Raw genomic sequence first — 22633 nt, 5'->3', positions numbered from 1 at the left:
CATGCAGGAAAAAATGACCGTTGTCAGTCACAATCTGATTGCACGTAATATATATGAACTTGTAATGCACGGTGACATCACTCGCAATATGAAGACACCAGGACAGTTTGTTCACATCAGAGTCGGAGATTCTTCTGAGTTTATGCTCAGAAGACCGATCTCTATCTGTGAAGTCAACATTGAAGAAGAAACACTCACTTGTCTGTACCGTGCAGATGGTAAAGGAACAAAGGCTCTGTCCAAATCTAAAGCAGGCGACCAGATCGATATTTTAGCACCGCTCGGCAATGGTTTCCCTGTAGAAGCGGCGAAAGAGACAGCGCTACTCATCGGTGGCGGTATCGGAGTTCCTCCTCTGTACGAACTTTCAAAGCAGCTGAATGCAAGAGGCATCCGGACAATCCATGTGCTTGGATTTAATTCTAAAGAGGATATCTTCTATGCCGACAAGTTTGCAGCGCTCGGCGAGACACATATCGCGACAGCTGATGGCAGTTACGGCACAAAAGGTTTTGTCACGGACATCATCAAGACCCTGCCGAAAACCTATGACACGTTCTATACATGTGGGCCAATCGTGATGATTAAAGCGATTCAGGAGACATTGCCGGATACTGAAGGCTATGTTTCACTTGAAGAACGCATGGGATGCGGCATTGGGGCATGTTATGCTTGTGTCTGCAAAGCGGATAATGACCACGGCTATGTCAAGATCTGTACAGATGGACCGGTCTTTAAGAAAGGGGAGCTGGAACTATGAGATTGAATGTAAAACTGCCTGGCCTCGACTTAAAGAACCCGGTGATGCCGGCATCCGGCTGCTTCGCTTTCGGTCAGGAATATGCTCAGTTTATGGATTTGAATAACTTAGGGGCTATTATGATTAAAGCAGCAACAAAAGAGCAGCGTTTCGGCAATCCGACGCCGCGTGTAGCAGAGACGTCCAGTGGGATGATCAATGCGATCGGTCTGCAGAACCCAGGCGTCCATCATATTATTGAGCATGAACTTAAATGGCTTGAACAGTTCGAGACACCGATTATTGCTAACGTAGCAGGCTCTACAGAAGAAGACTATGTCTATGTAGCAGAACATATCTCACAATCACCGAATGTCAAGGCGCTGGAACTAAACATTTCCTGCCCGAACGTTAAAGAAGGTGGCATTCAGTTTGGGACAGATCCTGAGACAGCTGCACGGCTGACACGTAAAGTAAAAGAAGTATCCAGTGTTCCGGTCTACGTCAAGTTATCACCGAATGTCACGAATATTGTGCAGATGGCGCAGGCTGTAGCACCTTACGCTGACGGTCTGACGATGATCAACACACTCGTCGGCCTGCAGCTGAACAGCAGGACAGGCGCGCCTATCATCGCTAATACAATCGGCGGTTTAAGCGGTCCAGCTATCAAACCGGTAGCGATGCGTATGGTCTATGAAGTACGTCAGCATCTGGATATTCCAATCATTGCGATGGGCGGAGTGACTTCAGCTCAGGACGTTATTGACTATATATCTGTCGGTGCAGATGCAGTAGCTGTAGGAACTGCAAACTTCCAGAATCCGACTGTCTGTCAGGATATTATCGATGAACTGCCTGGACTGCTGGATGCACTTGGTGTTCAGCACATCCATGAACTCAAAGGTCGTACACTTGACATCCTGGGGGTAAAATAATGAACACTAATCCAATCATTGCACTTGATTTTAGAAATATGGAAGAAGTGCTGACTTTTCTGAAACCATTTGATGAGCAGCTTTTTGTTAAAATCGGGATGGAACTTTATCTGCAGAATGGTCCCACTATTGTTAAGGAGGTACGTGACCTTGGTCATGATATCTTCCTCGACTTGAAATTGCATGATATTCCGAATACAGTCGGTCAGGCGATGAAAGGTCTGGCGGGACTGGACATCCAGATGATCAATGTCCATGCAGCAGGTGGCAGCAAGATGATGACAGCAGCGCTTGACGGCCTGAAAGCAGGCGGTAGCCAGGCACAATTGATCGCCGTCACTCAGCTGACGAGTACGTCAGAAGAGATGATGAACGAGGAACAGGGCATACCTGGAAGTATTAACGACAGCATCGTGAACTACGCAAGGGTGACGCGTGATGCCGGTCTCGCCGGCGTCGTCTGCTCTGCAAATGAAAGTGCGCTGATTAGAGAAGCGCTGGGTGAAGACTTTCTCAAAGTGACACCGGGCATCCGTACGCTGGCAGATGCCAAAGGCGATCAGGTCAGAATTGCAACACCTGAATTTGCACGTCAGAATGGTTCGACGCATATCGTTGTCGGACGTTCTATTACGCAGGACAGTGATCCTGTTGCAAAATATCATTCTATTAAGAAAGCGTGGGAACAAGGATGTTAAAAGAAGAAATTGCAAAACGTTTACTGGAAATAGAAGCAGTATCGCTGAGTCCGGATGAGCCGTTTACATGGGCATCGGGCATCAAGAGTCCCATTTACTGTGACAACCGTCTGACAATGTCTTATCCTGAAGTTCGTGATGAAGTAGCCGCAGGTCTTGTTACGCTTATTAAAGAACATTTCTCTGATGTAGAGGTCATTGCTGGAACAGCGACTGCAGGTATTCCACATGCCGCGTTCGTTTCACAGAAAATGGCACTGCCGATGAGCTATGTACGGTCATCAAGTAAGAAGCACGGCAAAGGAAACCAGATTGAAGGTCTCGTCAAGCCTGGTCAGAAGGTGGTGGTCGTTGAAGACCTCATTTCAACAGGTGGCTCTGCAATTGATGCAGCAGATGCGCTGAAAGAACATGGCGCAGAAGTGCTTGGCATTGTTGCCATTTTCAGCTACCAGCTGAAAAAAGGTCAAGAGCGTTTACAAGCAGCTGGGTACCCGTACTTTACACTGAGTGATTTTGATTCACTGATTAAAGTAGCAGCAGACATGAAGAAAATTAAAGAACAAGATATCGCGACGTTAGTGGATTTCCGCGATAATCTTTAACCCTTAAAATACTCGTTTATTGTATACTACAATAAACGAGTATTTTTATGGAGGTGACGTATGAGCAAAAAGTGGGATCACATCAATTCATTCATTAAGGATACGACTCCCGCAAAGAGAGTCAGACAATTTAATCAGCTGCCAGATAAAAAATCGAGCCTGAAAGCACTGGTGATCAGACCAGCTGCAGAGTTTGAATATAAGATTGAATCGTTTCAGAGTTTTTTGAAATATACGTTATCAAGACCACAGATTGTTGCAGATGATCAGACAAGCGGCAGATATTTTCTCTGGGCACTTCTTAATCTCCTGCTTTATATTGCCATTCTCTTCTTCATAGGTGCAACCGGCGAGCAGGTTGAATGGCAGGATGGTCTGCAATATGCAATATCAGGGCTTATATTTACGCTTGTCCTGATTATCTTTACGTTTTTTACTCAGTTGATTTCAATCAATTCCAATATCACGATCTATAAAGTTTTCGTAGATATTTTGAGTTACTATACATTAGTGTGTGTCTTCGGTTTTATACAGCTTGGTTTTCAACTGCTGTCTTTACCTTATAATCATGCATTAGAAATACTGACTTTTTTAGTCGTGCTCAGTATACCGACGCGGCTCTTTATTTCTTATCATCATGACCATAAGTTTGAAGTGGATATCTTTAAAATGAATCTGTTGTTACTTGTGCTGATCGTCCTTTATATGATGTTCACACGCCATATCAGCTGGTTAAATTTTTTCAGCGGAATTTAAAAAAGCACCTGACAACTTGTCAGGTGCTTTTTTGAGTTAGCTGAAGAACAGCTGATTAATTTTTTCTGCAATCGCATCGATGTCATCAGTGATAAGTGAAACATATAGCTTAATCTTCGGTTCTGTACCAGAAGGGCGAAGTGCAATCCAGCCATCATCAAAGAAGAATTTGAGCACATCTGCCTGTGGAAGGTTTATAGCGTGACTGCCATCAGCATCCACACGTTCCTGTTTGAGGTAATCTTCAGTTGCAATGACCTTTAATCCGGCAATCTCTGTCGGTGCGTTATCGCGCGCTTCTTTCATGATAGTCTGTATCTTTTCTTTACCGCTCTGTCCTTCAAAAGTATGCGCGAACAGTTTCTCCTGATAATGACCATAGTCACGGTAAATTTCATTCATCTGGTCAACTAATGTTTTTCCTTCATTTTTCAGCTCACTCGCAAGTTTGATGATTAATGGCACAATCTGTACTGCATCTTTATCACGTACAAAAGGACTGGCCATGTAACCATAACTTTCTTCGTAACCGAAAATATAATGGTAGTTTTGATCTGTTTCAAATTCTGCAATTTTTTCTGCGATAAACTTGAATCCAGTCAGGACATCAAACATTTTAACGTTATTTTTCTCAGCGATGACTTTACCCAGTTCACTTGTCACGATAGATTTGACGGCTGCACGGTCTGCAATGTCTTTTGTCTGATTGATGCGGTAGTTGAGAAGCAGGCTTCCGAGCTGGTTACCGTTGAAGTAATGGTATTCTCCCTCATGGAGTGCAACGACACCCATACGGTCAGCATCAGGATCCGTTGCAATCAGTAAATCGGCATTTGTTTCTTTACCCAGTTCTACTGCCATATCAAAGGCATCATGGTCTTCCGGATTAGCAGATTTTACACTTGTGAAGTCTGCATCTGGTACACATTGTGCTTCTACAAGCTGATAGTTGTTAAAGCCGACAGCCTCAAGAATTTCCGGGACAATCGGGACACTTGTTCCATGTAAACTTGAGAAGACGATTTTTAAATCAGATTGTGGGATGTCACCAATTAAGTTGATCACTTCTTTTTTATAGTCTGTGACAACTGAATCAGGCACAGGTACAATCAGTCCTGATGCTTGAAGTTCTTCTTTATTTTTGACTTCAATATTTAGTTCATCTTCCACTTGTCCGATGTACTGACTGACTTTCTGGGAACCTTCAAGAGCCATCTGTCCACCATCCGGACCATATATCTTGATACCGTTATATTCAGGTGGGTTATGACTTGCTGTAATCATTACACCCGCATCTGTTTGAAGATGACGGACTGAATAAGACAATTCCGGTGTTGTATGGTAACGATCATATATATATGTTTTAATACCATTTGAAGCGAGTACGATAGCAATCTCATCACAGAATTCAGGTGAGAGATGACGGGTATCATAAGCGATTACAACCGTCGGGTCCTGTGTGATTTCATTCAGATACTGACTCAGACCGAGTGCAACTTTTTGAACAGTAAAACGGTTCAGACGATTGGGTCCAAGACCGAGTTTTCCTCTTATACCCGCTGTTCCGAATGCAAGCGCACCTTCAAATCCTTCATTCTGCTGCTCAGAAGATAATGTATGAAACTGAGAGTCAGAGATTAAACTTTGTGACAATTTTTCTTCCCATTGCTGTCTTGTTGGCATATTGACCGCTCCTTAGTAAATTGTTTTTCTAAGTATAAGACATTCAAAAGGTTTTAATGTGACAGTTTTTGACACTTGACCTGCTGAATGTACATTACTGAGTTCTATATTAAATACCCCTAGTCTCGGCAGTTCAATCGTATAATTGAGCGCAGTAGGATTGAAGAAAAGAATAAATTCATCGTACAAGTCAAAAAGAAGAATACCGAGAACAGGGTCTGGTGCTTTTATTTCGATAATACGCGTCTTGATTGATAAGGCATCTTGAAGGTGAAAGACTTCGTATGCTTTTTTTAGCTGAATGGCTTTTCTGATGATGGTGATATCTTCATTGTATTTGATACGTCGATTCCAATCAATGCGATTGATGAAATCGCTTAAATTATAAGTGTTGCCATGACCATACTTAGTTCTATAAAATTCCTGGCCGGCATGAATGAATGGGATACCTTGACTGAGTATGGTGAAAACAGTGGTCATCTGATGAAGTTTCAGCACGTTTTCAGGATGCTGCTTAGAAGTATAGCTTAAACGGTCAAACAAGGTATGGTTATCGTGGACTTCTGTGTAGTTAATCGTCTGTTCGACCGGCAGACCATAGTCTCCTTGGAAGAGCTTGAAAACCCGTTCTCTGAAACGTCCTGAACCATTGATATAGCCAGTGTCACCAATATCAAAGTTATTGCCTTTTAAAGTATCTCTGAAATAATCATTGAAAAAGTGGATTTGTGGCACGAGATAGGCCTGGTCATGTGTTGTCTTCTCGTTATCGGGCAGTGCCGTATTTAAATGCCAGCCTTCACCAAGAATAAGCATGTTCGGATTGAGAGCAGTCAGCATTTCTTCAACCTGCTGCATCGTCTTCACATCGATTGCACCCATCAGATCAAAGCGAAATCCATCCACCTGAAAATTCTGAGCGTAATAGTGAAGAGTGTCGAGAATAAACTGACGAGCCATCTGTCGTTCGCTGGCAAAGTCATTACCGACCCCTGTCCCATTACTAAGTGATAAATCAGAATAGTAACGGAAATAATAACCGGGAACAAGGCGCTCAAATGATGAAGTGGGCTGATGAAAGACATGATTAAATACAACGTCCAGAATAACACCTATATGTGCTTTGTGGTAACGCTGGACAAGTGACTTCAGCTCAAGCACTCTTTTGACGGGATCCTTTGGGTCAGTAGAGTAGCTGCCGTCAGGTGTCTGGAAATACATCGGGTCATAGCCCCAGTTGTAGCTGGTCGTAAAATGGACATCATCGACTTTGGCGAAATCATTGACAGGCAAAAGTTCTATATGAGTGATGCCAAGAGACTTTACATAATCAAAGCCAGTGCTATAACCATGTTTAGTCGTAGTGCCTGATAGGGTCATCGCCTCAAATTTTCCTTTAAGGTCTTGTGGAATCCCGCTGTTTGGATGCATGGAGAAGTCACGTACATGAACTTCATAAATGATGCTATCAGCAGGGGGCAGAATAGGCCGTGAGTGTATATTAAACCCATCAGGTGCGACTTCAGGATTGACGACCACACCGGCAGTCGCGTTGATCGTCAGTCCTTTTGCATAAGGGTCAATCACTTCATGATACTCATGGTTTACTTCAACGCCGTAAAAATAAATGGCACCGAGATAGTCTCCTTGCAGTGTAATGGACCAGTTACCTTTATCTTCATTCATTTCATAAGGTTCATGATTAACGAAGAGAGTGATTTTGCTGGCGACAGGGGACCAGACCTTAAATGTTGTATACGCCTGTTTGTATTCAGCACCGTAACGATCTTGTCGTGCAAAGCGCTCATCAAATTCTGCTGTGCGAACGACCTGACCGGATATGACCGGTAATCGGACGTCCCCGAACTCTAACCACCATTTTTTATTCAGTGCAATAAGCGACTGTGCGATGAGTTCATATAGTTCAGATGAACGCTGATTCACTTGAAGGGGTAATATATCGTCATCACTCACTAAATAGACAGGTTCAGTGATAGGATTTGTATACTCTAATGAAATTGTCGTAAATGTATCGATGTAACCACGCATTTAAAAACCTCCTGCTCGGAATAGTTTTATTATAAGGATTTCAGGCTTATTTTTCTTCTCATTTGCTGTTGAAAAGAAAATATTGTCTTAATTTTTGTATTATTCATAATTTATAAAAGAATTTCGCTTTTATTTTGCGGTTAAAAGAGGGTATGGACTATAATGGAAATAAAGTGACAGAGGGGAAATGATAATGTTGCAACCTATTACAGATTTAGATCAATATCTTTTTCATCAAGGCACGCACTATGAATCCTATCAGTTCCTAGGCGCTCATTACGACCCGAAAAGTGAGATGACGACATTCACTGTATGGGCACCTCATGCGTATAAGATTAGTTTAGGGCTGGACGTGAATAACTGGACAGGTGCTGATTATCCACTGAACCGCGTGACTGATGCAGGATTATGGCACGCAGAATTCAAAATCGCGCCAGGTACGACATACAAATATGTCATTGATACAGAGAATGGCCGACTTTTAAAAGCGGATCCTTATGCGAGATACGCCCAGAGAAGACCACGTACTGCTTCAATCGTTGAAGCACCTTCCAGTTATGAGTGGCAGGATGAAGAATGGTTGACCCAGCGTGAGAAGACCGATTATTTTAAGTCGCCTATTAATATTTACGAGGTGCACTTAGGAACATGGCGTAAACATGAAGTGGATCAAGGCGATTTAAGTGTGGATGAATATACGGATTTGACTTATTACACATATAGAGAAATGGCAGAAGAGATGGTACCTTACGTTAAAGAGATGGGCTATAGCCATGTCGAAATATTACCCGTGACAGAACATCCCTTTGACTTATCATGGGGTTATCAGGTGACAGGTTATTATGCGCCGACATCACGTTTCGGAACACCGGATGATTTTAAGTATTTAGTGGATTCATTTCACCAGGCGGGCATCGGTGTCATCATGGACTGGGTGCCAGCGCATTTCTGTAAAGACGAGCATGGATTAAGACAGTTTGATGGTAAGCCCCTCTATGAACATCAGGATATTAAAAGAGCAGTCAAAAAAGGATGGGGCACTCTGACATTTGATTACGGGCGACCGGAGATACAAAGTTTCTTGATTTCTAATGCTAATTACTGGCTGACGGAATTTCATTTAGACGGACTTCGTGTAGACGCTGTACATAGTATGACAGACTTGAATTTTGAAAATCATACTCCAGATTCTAAAATATACAATGATGATGGTACAAGCGTCCATAAAGAAGGCGTTGCCTTTATTCAGAAACTGAATACTGTTATTTTTGAATATCATCCTCATGTGCTGATGATGGCTGAAGATTCGTCTGATATCCCGATGATTACAGCACCAGTCGACAAAGGTGGACTAGGCTTTAATTACAAATGGGATCTCGGTTTTATGCATGATACCCTCGATTATTTCGAACTACCGCAGGAGGCGCGGCAATATCATCATCAAAATCTGACATTTCCGATGATGTATCGTTATAACGAAAATTATATTCTGCCGTTTTCGCATGATGAAGTCGTCCATGGCAAATTATCGATGCTTGACAAAATGCCGGGTGACCAGTGGCAGAAGTTTGCGAACTTACGAGCATTATATGGCTACCAGATGACGCAGCCGGGCAAAAAGCTCTTGTTCATGGGAAGTGAGCTGGGACTCTACTCCGAGTGGAAAGATAAAGATCAGATTGACTGGTTTATTCTTAAATATCCTTATCATCATGGCATGCAGAAATATGTACGTGCGCTCAATCATTTCTACCTGAGTCATCCTTCATTATTTGCTGATGATTATGAACCAGAGGGCTATGAATGGATTGATCCAGATAACAATAAACAGTCTGTTGTAACTTATTTGCGTAAAAGTGAAGAGGAAGAACTGATTATAGCCATCAATATGACTGGACAAGTTTATTATGATTTCGAAATAGAAGTACCAGAACAAGCAGGCTACAAAGAAATATTCAGTTCTGATGCAGAAGAATTCGGTGGCAGCAATCAATTAGTATCAGATGAGCTTTTTGCAGTTAAAAGTGAAAAACAAGGGTATAAGTATGTTATTAGAACTAAATTACCGCCGTTCGGTATTTCAATTTACCAGCAGACGGCTCAAATCAAAAATGTGGGGGAATCCAGATGAGTACAGAAGTAGTAGGGATGTTATTAGCAGGTGGTAAAGGGACACGTTTAGGTCAGCTGACTAAGAAAATTGCTAAACCAGCTGTTCCTTTTGGAGGTAAATACAGAATTATCGATTTTACACTGAGCAATCTTTCAAATTCAGAAATTTCTACAGTTGGCGTACTTGTTCAATATGCACCCTTACTTCTGAATCGTCATATCGGTATGGGTAAACCTTGGGGACTGGATCGTCAGGAAGGCGGTATTTCTGTACTGGCACCATTTGCGAATCAGGAAGGTGCTTCTTGGTTTGAAGGGACTGCAGATGCAATCACGAAGAACATCCATTTCATCGATCAATATGATCCGGAATATCTGCTGATTTTATCAGGTGACCATATCTATCAGATGGATTATCAGCGTATGCTCGACTTCCATAAAGAAAAAAATGCAGATGCAACCATATCTGTTATTGAAGTACCGATGGAAGATGCTTCTCGTTTTGGGATTTTAAACACAGAAGAAGACTATAAGATTTATGAGTTTGACGAAAAACCAGAAGTGCCTAAAAACAATCTTGCATCAATGGGTATCTATATCTTCAACTGGAAACTGCTTCGTGAATACTTAGTAGAAGATGAAAAAGATCCTAATTCAGAGCACGATTTTGGTAATGACATTATTCCTAAAATGCTCGACAATGATAAACAGCTTTATGCTTACCGTTTTGACGGATACTGGAAAGATGTAGGAACAATCCAGTCTTACTGGGAAGCGAACATGGATTTATTAGAAGAGGACCTAGCAGAACTGCTGAACAGTAAAACTTGGCCGACTTATTCACATGAGCTCAACCTGCCGCCGCAATATATTGGTGAAGAAGCAGAACTGAAAGATTCACTCGTGTGTCCTGGTTCTTTTATTTTTGGTAAAGTGAATCACTCTGTACTTTTCAGCGAAGTATCTATCGGAAAAGATACTCTTATCCAGGATGCAATTATTCAGCCGAGAACAGAAGTCGGCGAAAATTGTGTGATTAAAAAAGCGATCATCATGCATGATTTGGAGATTCCGGATGGCGTAACGATTGACGGTTCAAATGAAGCGGAACCGATTGTAGTCGGTCCTGAAAATATCGATGACTATATCAATGGAGGTAAATAATGATGCGTTCTTTAATGGGCTTAATTAACTTAGAAAATGAACATGACTTTTTAGAGGAGCTGACTTACTTCCGTAACGGTGCGAGTGTACCGTTCGCTGGCCGTTATCGTCTTATTGACTTCAGTATCTCTAACATGGTGAACTCTGGTGTGGATGAGCTAGCACTATTTGTTAACCAGAAATATCGCTCACTGCTTGACCACCTTGAAAACGGTGAAAACTTTGGGCTGAATGATAAACATTCACGACTCTTCGTCCTGCCGCCAGACTGGCATGACCCTACTGATATTTCACGCGGTGATTTAAGACATTTCCATAATAACCGTGATTTCTTCAGTCGTTCTAAAGCGACAGATGTTATTATTTCAGGCTCCCAGTTTATCGCAAACGTGAACTACAAAGATGCCTTTAAATATCACGTTGAATCTGATGCAGATATCACGTTGATCGGTGAGATTGAAAATGAACTGCATGAAATGCATGGACCTGTTCAGCGAATTAATGAAGAAAATGGTAAAGTCACGTTCTTAAACCATGACCAGAGCAATCCTCATCTTTATACGGGCGTCTACATCATTAAAAAAGAGAAGTTAATTGATATTCTGAATTTCTGTATCGGTAACTATAAAGACAATTTCTTCATTCAGGGAATTCAGGAACGCTTAGGTGAACTGAACGTCAAAGTTTATAATATCAATACACGTTCTTTCTATATCAATTCACTAAAAACGTTCTATCATAGTAACCTGGCAATCTTGAATCCGACGATCTATAAAGATTTGTTTATGCAGGATTGCCGTGTACGCACTAAAATTTCTAATCAACCTCCAACTAAATATAAAGAAGACTGTACAGTGAAGAACTCTATGGTAGCAAACGGCTGTGTAATTGATGGCTCTGTTGAAAACAGTATTCTCTATCGCGGAGTAACCGTTGGTAAAGGCACAGTTATTAAGAACTCAATCATCATGACAAACAGTAAAATTGGTGAAAATGTAGTTCTTGAGAATGTTATACTGGATAAAGACGTAACAATCAATGACGGCCAGCATTTAGCGGGATCTAATGATAAACCGTTTGTTGTGGCTAAACGTCAAACAATATAAAAGAGGTATAAAAATGAAAAAAGTATTGTTTGTAGCTTCTGAATGTACGCCATTCTTTAAATCGGGTGGACTCGCTGATGTAATCGGCAGTCTCCCACAATATTTAAATGACACGGATGACTGTGAAGTCCGTGTCATTCTGCCGTTATACTCCAAGTTAAAATCTGAATATCGTGCGCTCTTAACAGAAGTCATGATTTTCGAAACAGAAGTAGGGTGGCGCAAGCAATATACAGGTATTTACGAGATCATCTATGAAGGCGTCCACTACTACTTTGTCGATAACGAACAGTATTTCAAACGCGATAATCTATACGGCTATGAAGATGACGGTGAGCGTTTCGTTTACTTCTCCAATGCTGTCATTGAATTTATCTATCGCGGAGACTTTAAACCGGACGTGCTCCATGGCCATGACTGGCAGGCAGGTGCCGCTGTTGCGATTGCGAAAATTAAGCAGCCAGTACCTGGTATCCGAACAATCTTTACGATTCATAATATTCTCTACCAAGGCTGGATGGAACATGCTGCATTTGGTGACCTTTTCAACCTGGATATCAGCCATTTTTCTGGATTTGAATGGGGCGGCATGCTGAACTTAATGAAAGCAGGTATTTTCCACGCAGATAAAATAACAACAGTCTCTCCGACTTATGCTGAAGAAATTAAGACAGCGCATTACGGTGAAGGTTTAGAACCGATGCTGAATATGCGCAGCTGGGACCTGCTTGGTATCATCAACGGACTGGATGTAGATGACTATAATTCTATGAAAGATTCCAATTTAGATGTGCCTTTTAAAACTTCTATTATTAAGAAACGTCAGAATAAAAAGCGTCTGCAGCGTGAGTTTGGATTACCGGTTAAAGAGGTGCCGATGTATTCTATCATCACCCGGATGGTCGAACAAAAGGGACTTCATTTAATCACACATATCCTGGAAGAATTTATTCAGCAGGATGTTCAAATCGTTATACTGGGCAATGGTCTTTATGAGTTTGAATCCTTCTTTAATTACTTAGCTGAGAAGTATCCAGATAAAGTCTATGCTTATATTGGTTTTAGTGAAGGCTTATCACGTAGAGTTTATGCAGCGAGTGACTTCTTTATTATGCCATCACTCTTCGAACCATGCGGTCTATCTCAGCTCATTGCTCTCCAGTATAAAGCGATTCCGATTGTCCGTGAGACAGGCGGTCTGAAAGATACAGTCATGCCATTCAATGTTTATACAGGAACAGGGACCGGCCTCACTTTTGCCAATTACAATGCACATGAATTACTGGATCGTCTGAACTATTCTCTGACAATCTATCACGACGCGGAACTTTACAAAAGGATGTTCACTAACATAACGAAGGTCAATCATAGCTGGTCACAATCTGCGCACCAATATCTTGACATCTACTAAGGAGAATAAAAGTGAAAACATTTACTAAAGAAGAATTTCGTGAGTTGCTGGAAAAGAAGGTAAGGGATAAACGGACTAAGACTCTGGAAGAAACGACTGATAAAGACTTATTCTATGCGATTGCATCAATTATAAAAGATTCTATCAATGAAGCAAGTATTGAAACAAAACAGCGTTATATTAACAACAAGAAACGTCAGGTCTCATATTTATCGATGGAATTCTTAATCGGCCGTTTAATTGAAAGTAACCTTATCAATACTGGTTTTAAGAAGGTCTGTGATGAAGTTTTAGCAGATTTAGGACGAAAACCGAGAGACGTTTATGGAGAAGAGCAGGATGCGGGTCTCGGTAATGGTGGTCTCGGCCGTTTAGCGGCTTGTTTCCTCGATTCAATTGCAAGTCTGGGCTATGCAGGCCACGGTTTTGGTATCCGTTATCGCTACGGACTATTTGAACAGCGAATTGTTTCAGGCAGCCAGATCGAACTGCCGGATAACTGGCTCCGAGAAGTTTACCCGTGGGAGACACGAAAAATCGATGAAGCTATTGAAGTCAAGTTTGGCGGAGAAGCTGATTTTACGGTAGAAGATAATCATTATCAGTTCCATTATCGTGATCAGGAAGTCGTATTAGCAGTTCCATATGATGTCGGAATCGTCGGTTATGAGAATGATGTCGTGAACACACTTAGATTATGGAGTGCTGAAGTACCAGAAAACGCAGTCAGCCCTGAGCAATATAAAAATCAACTTGAATATATGCAGAGTGTAGAGAAAATCTCCGGCTTCCTTTACCCGGATGATTCTACAGAAGAGGGCCGTTTCTTAAGACTGAAACAGCAGTATTTCTTAGTTTCTTCTACGATTCAGACTTTAATCCGTCGTTTTAAATCCCAGTATGATATGCCGATTGAACAGTTCCATGAGAAGAATGTCATCCAGATCAATGATACTCATCCGACATTCGGAATCCCCGAACTGATGCGTATACTGATGGATGAAGAGGGACTGAGCTGGGAAGAAGCATGGTCTATCACTTCTCATACTTTCGCCTATACGAATCATACGATTATGCAGGAAGCGCTTGAGAAATGGCCAGTTGAAATGGTTAAACGTGTGAGCCCGAGAATCTATATGATTATTCATGAAATTAATGAGCGATTCTGTAAACAAGTCTTCGATGAACATGAAGAACTACGTGACCGTATCAGTGAGCTCGCTGTGATCAGTGATGACGTGATTCATATGAGCAAGCTTGCCATCGTCGGCAGCTACAGTGTCAACGGCGTAGCGGCACTGCACTCAGATATTATTAAAGACTATACGTTCCATGATTTCTACCGATTAACACCCGAGAAGTTTAACAATAAGACAAACGGTATTACGCACCGTCGCTGGCTGATGGGTGCTAATCCAGGATTGACTGACCTGATTACAGATGCTATCGGTGATCACTGGATTAAATCACCTGTAGAACTTAATCAGCTGCTGCGTTATCAGAATGATAATGGCTTCCTTGACCGCTTAGCAGAAGTAAAATTACAGAATAAAAAAATACTGCAGGATGTCATCTACAAGAAAACTGGTATAGAAGTTAATGAACACTCTATATTCGATGTCCAGGTCAAGCGTCTACATGAGTATAAACGTCAGTTGCTTAATATTTTCCATGTCATTCATCTGTATAATGAAATCAAGAGAAATCCGAAGCTGAAAATGGTGCCGCAGACATTTATATTTGGTGCAAAAGCGGCGCCAAGTTATCACCTCGCGAAGGAAATCATTCGTCTTATTCATCTTGTCGGTGACTTAGTTAACGAGGACAAAGATGTGGCAGGCCGTATTAAAGTGGTCTTCCTCGAAAATTATAATGTCACACTCGCAGAATACATTATGCCGGCTGCTGAGATTTCAGAACAGATTTCTACAGCCTCAATGGAAGCATCCGGTACCGGCAACATGAAGATGATGATGAATGGTGCAGTCACTTTAGGTACGATGGACGGCGCCAATGTTGAAATTGCTGAACTGGTAGGTAAAGAAAACATCTTAATCTTCGGTTTATCAAGCGAGGAAGTCATTAGTTATCAGAATGAAGGCGGCTATCAGGCGAATGATATTTACCAGACAGATGACCGACTCAAGTCTATTTTAGATGGCTTAAAAGACGGTCGTTATGCAAAAGGCGAAACATTCAGCGATATTTACTACCGCATTTTAACGAATAACGATCCATATTTTATCTTAAAAGATTTTACTTCATATCTTGAGACACATATCAAAGCTGTGACACTTTACGAAAACAAACAGACTTGGAACAAAATGAGTCTCGTGAATATCGCACAGTCAGGTAAGTTCTCAAGTGATCGCACCATAAATGAATATGCAACAGATATCTGGAAATTGATTTAATTGATTTAAAAGACAGTCTGCCGGCTGTCTTTTTTTGACAAGGAGGCAGACATGCGAATATTTTTAATCTCGATTGGTATCGTTTCGACGGTATTAGGCCTGATAGGCGTCGTTCTGCCTCTTCTGCCAACGACACCATTCGTGCTTCTCGCGGCTATCTGTTTCGCCAGAAGTTCAGATCGTTTTCATGACTGGCTGATTTCGACAAAAGTGTATAAAGCCTATGTGCTGGAGTTTCAGAAGAATAGAGGATTCACTTTAAGACAGAAGTTTAAGATGCTTCTTAGTCTCTATATCGTTGTCGGGTTTTCATTCTGGATGATTGATCATCCATATATCAGAATAGGACTCGTCATTATGGTTATCCTGCAGACAGTAGTTTTGTTTACATTGATCAGAACAATACCGGATAAAGGATGAATTAGAAGGTGAGTTATGAGTGATAAACGGCATTTCTCGCCAGTAACTGAGCGAAAAGAAGAGAATTACGTGAGTTACGAGCGATAATTTGCATTTATCACCAGTAAATGAGCGAAAAGCAGAGAATCATGTGAGTTACGAGCGATAAGCGGCATTTATCGCCAGTAAATGAGCGAAAAGCAGAGAATCATGTGAGTTACGAGCAATAAATCACATTTATCGCCAGTAACACCACACAAAAGAAGACCATACATCAAGTGATGCACGGTCTTCTTTTATTTCACTCTCATCTGATCAACAGTCTGTTTTTCTGGATCTACATAAATAGTAGACTGATCGGTATAAGTCACAAATCCAGGCTTCGCGCCACTTGGTTTATGCACATGTCTGATCAACGTATAATCGACTGGCACACTTGCCGATTGTCCTGCTTTTGAATAATAAGCGGCTAGCATTGCTGCGTCCATCAAGTCGCTGTCACTCGGGTCTTTCTTCATGATGACCACATGTGAGCCGGGTATATCTTTCGTATGGAACCATGTATAGTCTTTACGCGCCACTTTATTGGTCAAGTAATCATTCTGCAGGTTATTTTTACCGACCAATATTTCAGTGCCTTCTGATGACTGATATTTTTCCAGGACGATTTTATCTTTACCTTTACTTTTTTGTTTCTGTCGTTTTCTGAGAAGACCTTGTTCCATCAGTTCTTCGCGCATGCCTTCTATATCTTCATAAGTGATATATGAGAGCTGGCCTTCCAGATTCTCTAGATAGGCAATCTCTTCTTCTGTCTCTTTGATCTGACTCGCTGCATGGACTTTACGAGTCTTCAGTTTATTGTACTGTTTATAATAATACTGCGCATTTTCAGCAGGAGTTTTGCGCGGATTGAGCGGAATCGTAATATTCTCATTTGTATAATAGTTGAATGCCTCAAACTCTGTCATACCATTTTTCAGCTGGTACATATTAGCTGTGATCAGTTCGCCGTACAGCTGTGCGTCATCCAGTGAATTGGCTTCCTCGAGTTCATTGACGAGTTTCTCCAGTTTCTTTCTGTCCTTATGCAGAAGCTGGGTAATGTGACGACTGAGATCGATACTGCGTGATTTGATACGCTCTCGTTCGCCGCGTTCATTGAAATAGTCGTCGAGTAACTGTGACAGAGTGTCAAAGGTTTTATCTGGCGCGCCGAGCGTTTCAAGCGGCATAAAGTAGAAGAATTCCTTCGGTGCACGGTTGTAATAGACGGGCACCACTTTTTCTGTTTTCGCCATAAACTTCTGGAAAGCAGTATCAATATCATCATCCATCGACAGTAGTTCATCTATCGCAAGTGGACTGAATCCCTCAAGGACGTTCAGCAGCTGACGTCTGACAGGTGCCGCATCTAAAAGATTTGAAACATGTTCCAGCGTATAAGGATTTTCTTTTGTCGCTGTTGGCGGTTCCTCGTACTTAAAGCCGGGCATAATCGTACGTGCAGCATTCGTGTTAGGTGTCAGATGTTTCATACTTTCTAGAATCTTGTCATCATGATCCGTTAAGATAACGTTACTATGTTTACCCATCAGTTCGATGACGAGACGACGTTTCACCGGATCGCCGATTTCATCTGTATTGTCGATATCGATGAAAACAATACGGTCATTACCTTTTTGTCGAAAGCCTTTAATAATGCCGCCTTCCAAGTGTTTACGCAGTACGCGCAGAAACATCGGCGGTTCAAAAGGATTCGGCGCCTTGTTATCCGTTAAATGCAGACGCGCAAAATTGGGATGTGCTGAAATCAATAACTGCTGATTCCTGCGGTTCGCGCGGACAGTCAGAATAATGGTCTGTGTATCCGGCTGTGTGATTTTATTGATACGTCCTGAGACGAGAAATTGTAGTTCGTCGAGCATCTTGCCCGTAAATAATCCATCAAATGCCATTTGTTTCACCTCTATATGATATTTATATAGTTTACCACTCGATGATGAGAATATGAAATGAAGCATGTATTTTTCAAAAAATATATGTTACTCTTAATAATAATCATTTTATTGTAGAAAGGTCGTAATGATGGATAACGAAAAAGGTTTATTAATTGTTCTATCGGGTCCTTCCGGCGTAGGAAAGGGCACTGTCAGGAAAGCAATATTTGATGACCCGGACACGGATTTCGAGTATTCTATATCTATGACGACGCGTAATATGCGACCGGGTGAAGTAGACGGACGCGATTATTTCTTTAAGAAACGTGAAGAATTTGAAGCCCTGATTGAAGCGGATGAATTTATTGAGTACGCTGAATATGTCGGTAACTACTACGGTACACCTGTGCAATATGTTCGCGACACAATGGATGCAGGCAAAGATGTATTCCTCGAGATAGAAGTAGAAGGGGCGAAACAAGTCCGTAAGAAATTCCCTGAAGCGCTCTTTATCTTCCTTGCACCGCCGTCACTCGCTCACCTTGAAGAACGTCTGATTGGTCGCGGTACAGAATCCAAGGATGTGATCGCTTATCGCATCTCTGAAGCACGTAAAGAAGTTGAAATGATGAACCTTTATGATTACGTTGTGGTCAATGATGAAATTGAGCAGGCGAAATCACAGATTCAGACCATCGTTGAAGCAGAACACTTAAAAAGAGAACGTATTGAAGCACGTTTTAGAAAAATGTTACTGGAGGCAAAAAAATAATGTTATATCCACCATTAGATAAAATCAAAGACAATGTGAACTCAAAATACTTAGTCGTGACGCTCGCGGCAAAACGCGCACGTGAACTTCAGGACAATCCTGATTCAAACTTACTTGAACGTTATGTATCTTATAAACCGGTTGGGCAGGCTTTAGAGGAAGTAGCTGCTGGTCGTATCCACGTAGAAGAATAAGTCGGCAGTCGCCGGCTTTTTTGTTTGGAGAAGAATCATGTATAATAAATGTACTATCATTTAGGAGGACGTCATGAAGATTTTATTAAGTGTAACAGGTGGTATCGCAGCCTATAAGGCGATTGACCTGACTAGCAAACTCGTGCAGCGTAACCATGAAGTGAAAGTCATGATGACACCGTCTGCGAGAGAATTTATTACACCATTGCCGTTTCAGGCACTAAGCCGTAACGAAGTCCATATCGATATATTCGATGAAACTAAGCCCGAAGTCATCAAGCATATCAATCTTGCGGACTGGGCGGATATCAACATCATTGCACCGGCAACCGCTTCTACAATCGGTAAACTGGCGCATGGCATTGCAGACAATATGGTGACGACGACACTGATTGCGTCGACTAAACCAACCTTTATCGCACCGGCGATGAACAGCAATATGTACAGTCATCCGGCTGTTCAGGAGAATATGCAGAAGCTCAGTGATATGGGCTACCATTTTATCGATGCGGGCAGTGGATTTCTTGCGTGCGGCTATATTGCAAAAGGGCGCATGGCTGAACCGCTCGACATCATTGAGGCGGTCGAATCGTTTCAAGTGACAAAACAATACAATAATGACTTATTCGGCAAAAAAATACTGGTGACAGCAGGTCCGACCATTGAACGGATTGATGCGGTACGTTACTTGACGAATAATTCAACTGGCCGTATGGGTTATGCCATTGCTGAAGCGGCACAACTGCGCGGCGCTGATGTCACGCTTGTGAGTGGTCCTGTTCAGCTGAAAGTGCCGAACAATGTGCGCTTTGTTCAGATAGAAAGTGCAGCTGAGATGTTCGAAGCAGTGACGACGCGTATGAATCAGGACATCATCATTAAAGCAGCTGCGGTTGCAGATTATACGATAGAGAGACAGCACGGGAAGATGAAGAAAAAAGATGAAGACTTCACGCTGACTCTGAACCGTACACAGGATATCCTGAAATATTTAGGAGAACATAAGACAACGCAATATTTAGCAGGTTTTGCAGCAGAAACAGAGCAGGTGGAAACATATGCACGCGGCAAGCTCGTCAAGAAAAATGCAGATGTCATCATTGCCAATAATGTCGGCGATACATCAATCGGCTTCAAGTCAGATCAAAATGCTGTCGAGATGTTCTTTAAAAATGGCGCAAGCCGTAAAATAGAGAAGATGCCTAAACTGGAGATTGCCCATGAAATACTGACATCTATTAAGCAGGATATGCATGTACGCTAGAATTGTCGTCGATGTCAACGCGAAACGAGTCGACAAGCTATTTGATTATTCAGTACCTGAACAGCTGGAAACGGTTGTTCAGATCGGCATGCGGGTTGTCGTCCCTTTCGGTCCGAGAAAAATACAGGGCTACATCATTGAACTCGTCGATGCAGATCATGACAAAAAGCTCAAATCTATTCTTCATATTCAGGACATGACACCCGAACTGAACGAGGAACTGATCGCTTTAAGTGAATGGATGCAGACCACGCATATCGCAAAGCGGATTGCGATACTGGATATCATGCTGCCACGAGCTGTCAAAGGAAAATATCACAAAGTCTATCGATTAGAGGAGCCTGAGGAAATCAGCGACGAACTCTATCCGCTTTTCAAAAATCAGCAGGTCCGTATCAGTTCGCTATCGGCGGATAACATCTTAAAACTGAAGCCTTATGTTGTGTCGGGTGTCGTTACTGAAGATGTGGAAGTCAATCAGCAGCAGCGGGTTAAAACGCAAAAAGCAGTTGAACTATGTGACGTCAATATAGAAGAGACACTCGCATCTCTGCGCAGTGATAAGCAGAAGGACTGTCTGCTGACACTGGCAGACGCAGGCGTACTGACTCTGAAGGAACTAAAAGAACGTGATTTTTCAGCAGCCGTGATAGCTGGCCTCGAGAAAAAAGGTCTTGTCAGAAAGATCGACATAGAGGACACGCGTGATCCGTTTGCCCACCGCTTAATCCAGTCTGATGCTAAAAAAGTCCTCCTGCCTGAACAGCAGGCAGCTTATGATAAAATCAGACGGTCCATCGATGGGGAAGAACATCGCGTCTTCCTGCTGCACGGCATAACAGGGAGCGGTAAAACGGAAGTGTACCTGCAGACGATTGCTGATGTGCTGCAGCAGAACAAGACGGCACTCATGCTCGTGCCGGAAATTGCCTTGACACCTCAGATGGTCGAGCGATTTAAGGCACGATTCGGTGATGAAGTCGCCGTCATGCACTCAGGACTCAGTATAGGCGAGCGTTATGATGAGTGGCGGAAAATCCGAAGCGGTAAGGCACGAGTATCTGTCGGGGCACGTTCAAGTGTCTTTGCACCATTTGAAAACTTAGGGCTTATCATTATTGATGAAGAACACGAGGCGAGCTATAAGCAGGAAGATTATCCGAGGTATCATGCACGTGACGTTGCTTTCTGGCGTGGCAATTATCACAACTGTCCAGTGATCTTGGGCAGTGCGACACCGTCTCTTGAGAGTTATGCCCGTGCTGAAAAAGGTGTCTATGATTTACTGACTATTAAGACACGTGCCAATCAGTTCCCGGTGCCGACTGTGAATGTCGTCAATATGCGGGACGAACTTGCTGCAGGCAACCGCTCGATGTTTTCAAGAGAACTGACTGAGGCCATTAACGACCGCATTCAAAAAGGTGAGCAGATCGTCCTCTTCCTGAATAGACGTGGGCATGCACAGTTTCTTCTCTGTCGGGACTGCGGGCATGTGCCGAACTGTCCGAATTGTGATATCAGTCTGACCTATCATAAGGTAACAGATGAACTGAAATGTCATTACTGTGGCCATAAGGAGTATAAACCGCTGACTTGTCCGAACTGTGACAGCGAACATATCCGTGAAATGGGGGTCGGCACCCAGAAAGTTGAAGAACTCATCTATCAGCATTTTGAAGGTGCTAAAGTTATCAGGATGGATAATGACACAACGTCTCGAAAAGGTGCACATGAACAGCTGCTCTTGAAATTTAAAAATCAGGAGGCGAATATACTGCTCGGGACACAGATGATAGCAAAAGGACTGGATTTTCCGAATATCACTTTAGTCGGTGTTCTGAATGCAGATACGATGCTTAATCTGCCGGACTTCAGAAGCAGTGAGCGGACATTTCAGCTGCTGACTCAAGTGGCAGGGCGTGCAGGACGTGCGGACAAAGAAGGGCATGTGATCATTCAGACCTATAATTCTGAGCATTACGCCGTTCAGTATGCGCAGAATAATGATTATCTCGGCTTCTACAAAGAAGAGATGACTTACCGGAAAATCGGCAAATATCCGCCGTACTATTATTTAGTCAATCTTATTTTCAGTCATGCAGACATGAAGGAAGTGCTGCTGGAGAGTAAGCACATCCACCAGACGCTTCTGCAGCATCTTTCGCCGTCAAGCTACGTACTGGGACCTGCTCCGTGTACGATTGCCCGTATCAATAGTCAGTACCGCTTCCAGATTATTATTAAGTTTAAGAGTGAGCCCACACTTTTAGCAGCACTTACTTATCTGGATGACTATTATTATGAAAAGTTTGTTAAGAACAAGTTTTCCTTGAGTATCGATATTAATCCTCAGATGCTGATGTAAAGTTCCTTATTCTTTAGAATA

18 protein-coding genes are annotated in these 22633 nt (G+C 42.3%); 15 read left to right on the top strand and 3 right to left on the bottom strand.

Annotated features, from left to right (window positions below; all coding sequences use genetic code 11):
• The first annotated feature begins 1 nt into the window (after position 1).
• The 5 genes from ERX27_RS01300 to ERX27_RS01280 are packed head-to-tail and all read left to right on the top strand — an operon-like array spanning position 2 to position 3736.
• Positions 2-760 carry a dihydroorotate dehydrogenase electron transfer subunit gene (locus ERX27_RS01300; RefSeq protein WP_133431018.1) on the top strand — a complete coding sequence of 253 codons (759 nt, stop codon included), beginning with the start codon at positions 2-4 and terminating at the stop codon, positions 758-760.
• Positions 757-1677, top strand: a complete 921-nt coding sequence (locus tag ERX27_RS01295) for a dihydroorotate dehydrogenase (RefSeq protein WP_133431017.1) — start codon at positions 757-759, stop codon at positions 1675-1677. The genes ERX27_RS01300 and ERX27_RS01295 overlap by 4 nt, the downstream gene beginning before the upstream one ends.
• Complete coding sequence (gene pyrF, locus ERX27_RS01290; RefSeq protein ID WP_133431016.1) at positions 1677-2375, top strand: orotidine-5'-phosphate decarboxylase; 699 nt, start codon at positions 1677-1679, stop codon at positions 2373-2375. Before ERX27_RS01295 ends, pyrF begins: the two co-directional genes overlap by 1 nt.
• Positions 2369-2980 carry an orotate phosphoribosyltransferase gene (pyrE, locus tag ERX27_RS01285; protein ID WP_133431015.1) on the top strand — a complete coding sequence of 204 codons (612 nt, stop codon included), beginning with the start codon at positions 2369-2371 and terminating at the stop codon, positions 2978-2980. Before pyrF ends, pyrE begins: the two co-directional genes overlap by 7 nt.
• A 60-nt stretch (positions 2981-3040) precedes the next feature.
• Complete coding sequence (locus ERX27_RS01280) at positions 3041-3736, top strand: hypothetical protein (protein ID WP_133431014.1); 696 nt, start codon at positions 3041-3043, stop codon at positions 3734-3736.
• 36 nt (positions 3737-3772) lie between these two features.
• On the opposite strand, the gene ERX27_RS01275 is transcribed toward ERX27_RS01280, so the two are convergent.
• Positions 3773-5419, bottom strand: coding sequence for a phospho-sugar mutase (locus ERX27_RS01275; RefSeq protein WP_133431013.1), 1647 nt, complete (start codon positions 5417-5419; stop codon positions 3773-3775).
• Between the two features lie 12 nt (positions 5420-5431).
• On the bottom strand, positions 5432-7468 hold the full coding sequence (gene pulA, locus ERX27_RS01270) for a type I pullulanase (protein ID WP_133431012.1): 2037 nt from the start codon (positions 7466-7468) through the stop codon (positions 5432-5434).
• Positions 7469-7661: 193 nt separating this feature from the next.
• Here pulA and glgB point away from each other — a divergent pair, with 193 nt between their 5' ends.
• Genes glgB through ERX27_RS01240 form a run of 6 tightly spaced genes read left to right on the top strand, consistent with a single transcriptional unit; the run spans position 7662 to position 16095 of the window.
• Complete coding sequence (gene glgB / locus ERX27_RS01265; RefSeq protein WP_133431011.1) at positions 7662-9599, top strand: 1,4-alpha-glucan branching protein GlgB; 1938 nt, start codon at positions 7662-7664, stop codon at positions 9597-9599.
• On the top strand, positions 9596-10744 hold the full coding sequence (locus ERX27_RS01260; RefSeq protein ID WP_133431010.1) for a glucose-1-phosphate adenylyltransferase: 1149 nt from the start codon (positions 9596-9598) through the stop codon (positions 10742-10744). Before glgB ends, ERX27_RS01260 begins: the two co-directional genes overlap by 4 nt.
• Positions 10744-11850 (top strand): glucose-1-phosphate adenylyltransferase subunit GlgD, encoded by a 1107-nt coding sequence (gene glgD, locus ERX27_RS01255; RefSeq protein ID WP_239035544.1) that lies wholly within the window; start codon positions 10744-10746, stop codon positions 11848-11850. The genes ERX27_RS01260 and glgD overlap by 1 nt, the downstream gene beginning before the upstream one ends.
• 13 nt (positions 11851-11863) lie before the next feature.
• Positions 11864-13261: a glycogen synthase gene (locus ERX27_RS01250; protein WP_133431009.1), complete on the top strand. Its 1398-nt coding sequence runs from the start codon at positions 11864-11866 to the stop codon at positions 13259-13261.
• A gap of 11 nt (positions 13262-13272) precedes the next feature.
• On the top strand, positions 13273-15675 hold the full coding sequence (locus ERX27_RS01245; protein ID WP_133431008.1) for a glycogen/starch/alpha-glucan phosphorylase: 2403 nt from the start codon (positions 13273-13275) through the stop codon (positions 15673-15675).
• A gap of 51 nt (positions 15676-15726) precedes the next feature.
• On the top strand, positions 15727-16095 hold the full coding sequence (locus tag ERX27_RS01240; protein WP_133431007.1) for a YbaN family protein: 369 nt from the start codon (positions 15727-15729) through the stop codon (positions 16093-16095).
• A gap of 275 nt (positions 16096-16370) precedes the next feature.
• Here the strand turns inward: ERX27_RS01240 and ERX27_RS01235 are convergent, their stop codons facing one another.
• Positions 16371-18032, bottom strand: coding sequence for an Rqc2 family fibronectin-binding protein (locus ERX27_RS01235; RefSeq protein ID WP_133431006.1), 1662 nt, complete (start codon positions 18030-18032; stop codon positions 16371-16373).
• Positions 18033-18162: 130 nt separating this feature from the next.
• On the opposite strand from ERX27_RS01235, the gene gmk reads away from it, so the two are divergent.
• The 4 genes from gmk (at position 18163) to priA (ending at position 22612) form a co-directional block, all read left to right on the top strand.
• Positions 18163-18786, top strand: a complete 624-nt coding sequence (gene gmk, locus ERX27_RS01230) for a guanylate kinase (RefSeq protein ID WP_133431005.1) — start codon at positions 18163-18165, stop codon at positions 18784-18786.
• Positions 18786-18980, top strand: a complete 195-nt coding sequence (gene rpoZ / locus ERX27_RS01225; RefSeq protein ID WP_133431004.1) for a DNA-directed RNA polymerase subunit omega — start codon at positions 18786-18788, stop codon at positions 18978-18980. The genes gmk and rpoZ overlap by 1 nt, the downstream gene beginning before the upstream one ends.
• Positions 18981-19053: 73 nt before the next feature.
• Complete coding sequence (gene coaBC, locus ERX27_RS01220; RefSeq protein ID WP_133431003.1) at positions 19054-20244, top strand: bifunctional phosphopantothenoylcysteine decarboxylase/phosphopantothenate--cysteine ligase CoaBC; 1191 nt, start codon at positions 19054-19056, stop codon at positions 20242-20244.
• A complete protein-coding gene (gene priA / locus ERX27_RS01215; protein WP_133431002.1) occupies positions 20234-22612 on the top strand; it encodes a primosomal protein N' in 2379 nt (792 codons plus the stop codon). Before coaBC ends, priA begins: the two co-directional genes overlap by 11 nt.
• Positions 22613-22633: the final 21 nt, after the last annotated feature.

Source organism: Macrococcus brunensis (assembly GCF_004359615.1).
Taxonomy (GTDB): Bacteria; Bacillota; Bacilli; order Staphylococcales; family Staphylococcaceae; genus Macrococcus; species Macrococcus brunensis.
The sequence above is the reverse complement of the archived record's forward strand: the minus strand, read 5'-3'. Positions and strand labels throughout refer to the sequence as shown.